Annotated in this window: 4 protein-coding genes; 3 read left to right on the top strand and 1 reads right to left on the bottom strand. The window is 70.9% G+C overall.

The features are described from left to right. Positions 1 to 255 (bottom strand): hypothetical protein (locus ICN82_RS20770; RefSeq protein ID WP_226898652.1); only part of this gene is annotated, 255 nt, incomplete at its 3' end. A gap of 112 nt (positions 256 to 367) precedes the next feature. Between ICN82_RS20770 and parC the strand changes: the two genes are divergently transcribed. The 3 genes from parC to ICN82_RS20755 form a co-directional block, all read left to right on the top strand. Then, positions 368 to 2,599 (top strand): DNA topoisomerase IV subunit A, encoded by a 2,232-nt coding sequence (gene parC, locus ICN82_RS20765; protein WP_193187168.1) that lies wholly within the window; start codon positions 368 to 370, stop codon positions 2,597 to 2,599. Positions 2,600 to 2,731: 132 nt separating this feature from the next. Beyond that, positions 2,732 to 3,976 (top strand): DUF898 family protein, encoded by a 1,245-nt coding sequence (locus ICN82_RS20760; protein ID WP_193187165.1) that lies wholly within the window; start codon positions 2,732 to 2,734, stop codon positions 3,974 to 3,976. Continuing rightward, a partial coding sequence (locus ICN82_RS20755) for a M48 family metallopeptidase (RefSeq protein WP_193187162.1) occupies positions 3,976 to 5,010 on the top strand: 1,035 nt, incomplete at its 3' end. The genes ICN82_RS20760 and ICN82_RS20755, both read left to right, overlap by 1 nt.

The following is a 5,010-nucleotide window of genomic DNA, read 5'->3' as shown; positions in this document are numbered from 1 at the left end:
GGCTGCGGCGGGCGTGACGGCGGCGGGGCGGGGCTCCGCGGCGGCAGCCCGGGCAACGGCGGGAATGGCCGCCGGTGCGGAGGCCCGTGCCGCGGCGGGCTGCTGCGGCGTCTCCAGCGGCGCGACGGCAAGCATGACGGAGGAGGGGTCGCGGCCTTCTTCTTCGGCGAAGGGGCTGCGCGCGATGTCGCGGCCGCCGAACTGCATGGTGACGTAGATGACCAGCAAGAGGATCGCCGTGAGCCGAAGTGCCATTAATCCTTCTCCGATATCTGGGGTCAGGATAGATGACTTCCGCGTGAACGGCACTGATTCTACCGCCGAGAAGCCACTTTACCGCTGACGCAGGCTTGAGTACCACAGGTTCATGTCCGACACGACCATGCCCCACGACAGTTCCGAACCGCTGCGGCGCGCCATTGGCGAGCGATATCTGCAGTATGCGCTCTCGACCATCATGCACCGCGCGCTCCCGGATGCCCGTGACGGGCTGAAGCCGGTGCATCGCCGTATCCTGTATGCAATGCGCGAGCTTCGGCTGAGTTCCGCCGGCGGCTTCCGCAAGTCTGCCAAAATTTCGGGCGACGTGATGGGCAACTACCATCCGCATGGCGACGCGGCGATCTATGATGCGCTGGCGCGGCTGGCGCAGGATTTCAACGTCCGCTACCCGCTGGTCGACGGGCAGGGCAATTTCGGCAATATCGACGGAGACAACCCGGCAGCCAGCCGCTACACCGAGGCGCGCATGACCGCGGCCGCGGAGGCGCTGCTGGCCGGGCTGGACGAGAACGCGGTCGATTTCCGCGACAATTACGACGGGACGCTGCAGGAGCCGGTGGTTCTGCCGGCCGCCTTCCCGAACCTGCTGGCCAACGGGTCCTCGGGGATCGCGGTGGGGATGGCCACGAACATTCCGCCGCATAACATCGACGAGCTGATCTCGGCCTGCCTGCATCTGATCAAGTCGCCCAATGCCCATGACGAGACGCTGATCGACCACATCCCGGGGCCGGACTTTCCCACCGGCGGGGTGCTGGTGGAGCCGCGCGCCTCGATCGTGGAAAGCTATCGCACCGGGCGCGGCAGCTTCCGGCTGCGGGCGCGCTGGGAGGTCGAGGATCTGGGCCGCGGCCAGTGGCAGGTCGTGGTCACGGAAATCCCCTACCAGGTGCAGAAGTCCAAGCTGATCGAGAAGCTGGCCGACCTGATCCAGTCGAAGAAGGTTCCGATCCTCAGCGATGTGCGCGACGAGAGCGCCGAGGATATCCGCATCGTCCTGGAGCCGCGGGCGCGCACGGTGGAGCCGGAGGTCCTGATGGGCACCCTGTTCCGCCTGTCGGACCTGGAGGTGCGGTTCTCGCTGAACATGAACGTGCTGATCGACGGGCGCACGCCGAAAGTGTGCAGCCTCAGGGAGGTGCTGCGCGCCTTCCTCGATCACCGCCGCGAGGTGCTGCAGCGTCGGACGCAGCACCGGCTGGACAAGATCGCCCACCGGCTGGAGGTGCTGGAGGGCTATATCATCGCCTTCCTCAACCTTGACCGGGTGATCGAGATCATCCGCACCGAGGACGAGCCCAAGCCGGTGATGATCGCCGAGTTCACCCTGACCGACGTGCAGGCCGAGGCGATCCTGAACATGCGCCTGCGCAGCCTGCGCCGGCTGGAGGAGATGGAGCTGCGCCGCGAGCGCGACAGCCTGATCGAGGAGCAGAAGGACCTTGTCGCGCTGCTGGCCTCCGAGGACCTGCAGTGGAAGCGGATCGCCGAGGAGCTGCGCGCCGTGCGCAAGCAGTTCGGCCGCCATACCGTGTTCGGCGAACGCCGCACCGGCTTCTCCGAGGCGGTGGAGGTCGCCGAGATCAGCCTGGAGGACATGATCGAGCGCGAGCCGATCACCGTCATCTGTTCGCGCATGGGCTGGATCCGCGCGATGAAGGGCCATGCCGATCTGAGCCAGCCGGTGAAGTACAAGGATGGCGACGAGGGGCGGTTCCTGTTCCATGCCCATACCACCGACCGGCTGCTGCTGATCGACAATACCGGCCGCGCCTACACGATCAGCGCCAGCGCCCTGCCCGGCGGGCGCGGCGGCGGCGAGCCGCTGCGGCTGATGATCGACATGCCCAATGAATCCGAGCTGGTGATGCTGTTTCCGCATGTGCCGGGGCAGAAACGCCTGATCGCCTCGACGCTGGGCGACGGGTTCGTGGTCCTGGAGGATGACATCGTCGCCTCCCAGAAGGCCGGCAAGCAGGTGCTGAACGTCCGCGCCCCGGGGCGCATGGCGCTGTGCCGCCCGGTCGAGGGCGATCATGTCGCAGTGATCGGCGAGAACCGCAAGATGCTGGTCTTCCCGGTCGCCGAACTGCCGGTGATGGCGCGCGGCAAGGGGATCCGCATGCAGTCCTACAAGGATGGCGGCCTGTCGGATGCCGCGACCTTCACCCTGTCGCAGGGTCTCAGCTGGCCCTTCGGCGACGGCAAGACCCGCACCGTGACCGAGGCCGAGCTGGCCGAATGGATCGGGCGGCGGGCGACCTCCGGGCGGATGGCGCCGCGCGGTTTCCCGCGCGACAACAAGTTCCCGCGATAGCCCGGCCCGCAGGACGGGAGGGCGGCGTGACCTTTGCGCATCGCCCCGGGGGCGGGCCTCCGGGGGGCTCTTTGCGCGGCCGCGCCCCCGCCGCTAGGAAGGAAGGCGGCGGGCAAGGGGGAAAGACATCTCATGACGGAGATCGCGGCGGGCGCGCCCGGGCAGGATGACGGGCCCGGGACGGGGCACGGGCCGGGCGGCAGGCCCGCCGATGCGCTGGCCGGGGCCTATCGCGGCGGCGCCCCGGCGCTGTTCCGGCTGGCGCTCTGGACCTCGCTCCTGACGGTCCTGACCCTGGGGGTCTACCGGTTCTGGGCGCGGACGCGGATCCGGCGGCGGATCTGGTCCTCGATCGCGCCGGGGGGCGAGCCGCTGGAATATACCGGCACCGGGCGCGAGAAATTCCTGGGCTTCCTCGTCGCCTTCGTGATCCTCGCGCTCTGCCTCGGCGGGCTGGCCATGGTCGCCCTGTTCCTGGGGCTGAGCCTCTTCGTGCCGGACGGGCAGGGCGGGATGATCCTCGCGCCGCTCCTGCAGAATTCCCTGCTGCTGCTGAGCCCGCTCTATTTCTATGCCGAGTATCGCGCGCGGCGCTACATGCTCTCGCGCACGTCCTGGCGCGGCATCCGTTTCGGCATGGACAAGGGCGGCTGGGGCTATGCCTGGCGGGCCTGCGGCTACTGGCTGCTCACCGGCGCGACGCTGGGGGCGCTGCTGCCGCTGATGACCTTCAAGCTGGAGGAATACCGCACCAACCGCAGCTGGTTCGGCGATGCGCGCTTCACCCAGGGCGGCGAGTGGACGATGCTGTACCGCGCGATGGTCCCGATCTTCGAGGCGATCGGCTTTGCCGTGATCGCCGGGGCGCTGGCGGTTTTCGCCGGGGGCGGGCTGTCGCTGCTGATGCTGGCCGGGATCGCCGCGATGGCGCTGCGCGGGGTGATTTGCTGGCGCATTCGGTCCTTCGCGATCCTGACCCGGCACAAGCGGCTGGGCGGGGACATCCGGATCGGCACGATGCCCTCGGAGGGGAGGCTGGGCTGGCGCTGGGTCGCGGGCTGGGTCTGCATCGGGGTCATCTACATTCCCGCGGTCGCGCTTGCGGTGGCGCTGCAGGCCTATGCGCTGGGGGAGGGTGCCGCGGCTGATCTCGCCGCGCTGCCCCTGCTGGGGACGGCGCTCGCGGCGGTGGCGCTGCTGGTCCTGTTCCGGCCGCTGCGGCTGGCGCTGGTGGTGCAGCCGGTTCTGGCGCATCTGGTCGAGGCCAGCTGGGTCGAGACGCCCGGTCGCCTGACCTCGATCCGCCAGCGCGCGCGGGGCGGCCCGGCCGAGGCGGACGGGCTGGCCGATGCGCTGGACCTGGGCGGCGCGATCTGATGGCGGCGCAGGGCTTCTACCTGGACGGCGAACATGCCGGCCGGTTCGAGGCCCGGCTTGACGCCGGAGACGGCGACCTGGTGATCCGCATCGACGAGGGGCGCGAGGTGATCCGCTGGCCCCTGCCCGGGATCCGGGCGCTGCGCGACAATGCCGGCGCCGACCGGCTGATCCTGCGCCTGCCCGGCGCCGATCCCCGGCTGGTGCTGGAGGATCCGGCGGCGATCCGCTGGGCGCTGGCGACCTGCCCGCGCCTGGGCGCGCGGGTGCGCGATCCCTCGGGCACGCGGCGCATCCTGATCTGGGCCGGGGGCGCGGCGGCGCTGCTGGCGCTGCTGCTGTGGGGGGCGATCCCGCTGCTGGCGAACCGCCTGGCCGAGCGGCTGCCGCCCGCCGCCGAGGCGCGGCTGGGGGTGGCGATCCGGGACCAGGCGGCGCTGCTGTTCTCGCCGGAACCTGCCGGGAGCCGGTGGTGCGATGCGCGGGCGGGCCGGGCGGTGCTGCAGGTGCTGACCGAACGCCTGACCGCGGGGGCGACCCTGCCGCATCCGCCGGTCGTCTCGGTGCTGGCGTCGCCGCAGGCAAATGCCTTCGCCGCGCCCGGCGGACAGCTGGTCGTGCTCTCCGGGCTGATCGATGCGGCCGAGACCCCCGAAGAGGTCGCGGCCGTGCTGGCGCATGAGATCGGCCACCTGGCGCATCGCGATCCCGCGCGGCTGGCCCTGCGCTCGGCCGGGACGGCGGCGGTGCTGGGGCTGGCGGTGGGCGATGTCATCGGCGCGGGCGCGGTGGCCGCGGCCGCGGCATCGGTGATGGATGCGCGCCATTCCCGTGCCGCCGAGGCCGCGGCCGACGAGTTCGCGCTCCGCCGGCTGAGGGCGGCCGGGATTTCCCCCGCCGCGCTGGCGGCGTTCTTCGACCGTCTTGCCGCGCAGGAACCCGCGGCGGAGGGGCGGCCCGCCATCCTGCGCTCGCATCCGGGCCTGGCAGAGCGCAGCCGCGCCGCGCGGCAGGCGGCGCAGAGCGCGCCGGAC

This window comes from Mangrovicoccus algicola (assembly GCF_014903745.1).
Lineage (GTDB): Bacteria > Pseudomonadota > Alphaproteobacteria > Rhodobacterales > Rhodobacteraceae > Mangrovicoccus > Mangrovicoccus algicola.
This window is presented reverse-complemented; position numbering and strand designations above follow the sequence as displayed.

Bases quoted from the DNA above. Each gene is read 5' to 3' on its own strand.
- ICN82_RS20760 (WP_193187165.1), top strand. From the start codon at position 2,732: ATGACGGAGATCGCGGCGGGCGCGCCCGGGCAGGATGACGGGCCCGGG.
- parC (WP_193187168.1), top strand. From the start codon at position 368: ATGTCCGACACGACCATGCCCCACGACAGTTCCGAACCGCTGCGGCGC.